The following is a 2,054-nucleotide window of genomic DNA, read 5'->3' on the forward strand; positions in this document are numbered from 1 at the left end:
GCTTACGCTATACCTTTTCCGGCGTATATTTTCAGTTCTAAATTCCTTTCCGCTATGAGATTATCGACTAAGCTTCTTTTCCTGTGCGCGCTGCTGGCCGGCCGCGCCTACGCGCAGGCCCCGCTGCCGCCGCTGGCCGACTTGCAGCGCCAGTATCCGGGCCAGCAGGCGGCCTACGTGGATATGCGCGCCGACCTCACGGTGGAAATCCGCCACGACTCGGTGCAGGTGCTGGCGCACCACCTGCACGACATGGTGCACCTCGGCGACCACTCGGCCGGCTACGCCTACGACCAGGTGCATAGCTCACACTTTAGTAAGCTATTGAAGCTGGAGGCGCGCACACTGGTGCCCAGCACGCCCGGCCTCAGCGACAAGTACAAGCCGCTGCGCGTGACGGCGTTCAAGGATGAATTTGACATGCAGGACGGCGTGTTTTTCGATGACACGCGGGCTACCTCGTTCAGCTTCCCGGCCGTGGTGCCGGGCGTGCGCACCATCACCGACTACACCGTGCGCCACCCCGATGGGCGGTTTCTGCTGCCCTTCTACTTCGGCTCCTACGTGCCGGTGCGCCACGCCGAGGTCACCATCACCGCGCCCAAGGGCGTGCAGCTGAATTACAAGCTGTTCAATGCCGAAAAGCTGCCCATCGCCTTCACCAAAAAAGAGCAGGGCAGCAGCGTAGTCTACCGCTGGGTGGCCGACAACATGCCCGCCGCCTCGCGCGATGCCGACGCGCCCAAGCCGGCCTACTACCTGCCGCACCTCGTGTTTTACATCGAGCAGGCCACCGTGGCGGGCAAGCAGCAGCAGCTACTCGGCGGCGTGCCGCAGCTGTATACTATGTACTCCGACTTCGTGCGGCGCATTCAGCCCCACGACAGCCCCGGCCTCAAGCACCGCGTCGATTCGCTGGTGGCGGGCGCGGCCACGCCCGAGGAGAAGGCCCGCCGCATCTACTACTGGGTGCAGGACAACGTGCGCTACATCGCCTTCGAGCAGGGTTTGCGCGGCTTTGTGCCCCACGCCGCCGGGCTGGTGTACGAGCGCCGCTACGGCGACTGCAAGGACATGGCCAACCTCACCACCGAGATGCTGAAGCTGGCCGGCCTCAAGTCGTATCTGACTTGGGTGGGCACCCGCGACCTGCCCTACAAGTACGGCGAGCTGGCCACGCCGGGCGTGGATAACCACATGATTTCGACCTGCGAGCTCACGCCCGGCCAGTACGTTTTCCTGGATGCGACCAGCAACCACACGCCGTTTGGGATGCCCTCGGCCTTTATTCAGGGCAAGGAAGGGCTGCTGGCTCTGGATGGGCAGCAAAGCAAAGTGGTGCCGATTCCGGTGGTAGCGCCGGCCCGCAACGGGGCCACCGACCGCTCGGTGGTGACCGTGGACGGTACCGGCCTGCACGGCGTGGGTGAGCTTGATTTCACGGGCTACGCCAAGGTAAACCAGAGCTACGCCCTCGGCGGGCTCGATAAAGTGCAGGAGCCTAAGTACGTGAAAGCCTTGCTGGAACGCGGCAGCAACAAGTTCTTTGTGGATAAATACGCGGTGCAAAACCTCGCCGCCCGCGACCAGCCCCTGCGCCTCACCTACGACTACCGCCTGCAAGACTACGTGCAGAAGCTCGACGACGAGCTCTACGTGAACCTGAACCTCGAAAAACCCCTGGCCCACGACCGCCTCGACTCGCTGACGCGCCACCTGCCCCGCGCCAACGAATTTGCTCACACCGACCACACCCGCACCGAGCTGGTGGTGCCCGCCGGCTACGAGGTGAGCTACCTGCCGCCCGCCGCCCAGGCCGGCGACGCGGCCGGCCCGCTCAATTTCCGCATCAGCTACGAGCGCCAGGGCGACCGCATCATCCAAAACCGCGAGCTGACCGTGAACTACCTGCTGCTGCCCACGCAGCAGTTCACGCAGTGGAACGGCGTGGTGGACAAGCTCGGCGCGGCGTACCGGGAAGTTGTGATTTTGAAGAAGAAAAAGTGAGGCCTCGCCGGGCGGGTTACCCCACCCCCTGGCCCCCTCCCCTCCGG

Annotated in this window: 1 protein-coding gene; it reads left to right on the forward strand. The window is 64.2% G+C overall.

The features are described 5' to 3' along the window. Nucleotides 1-54: 54 nt before the first annotated feature. A complete protein-coding gene (locus VFO93_RS17675; protein ID WP_325135707.1) occupies nucleotides 55-2,007 on the forward strand; it encodes a DUF3857 domain-containing protein in 1,953 nt (650 codons plus the stop codon). Nucleotides 2,008-2,054: the final 47 nt, after the last annotated feature.

Origin of the sequence: Hymenobacter sp., from assembly GCF_035709525.1 — a bacterium.
GTDB lineage: Bacteria > Bacteroidota > Bacteroidia > Cytophagales > Hymenobacteraceae > Hymenobacter.

Coding starts and splice junctions, on each gene's coding strand:
- VFO93_RS17675 (WP_325135707.1), top strand. CDS start 55: ATGAGATTATCGACTAAGCTTCTTTTCCTGTGCGCGCTGCTGGCCGGC.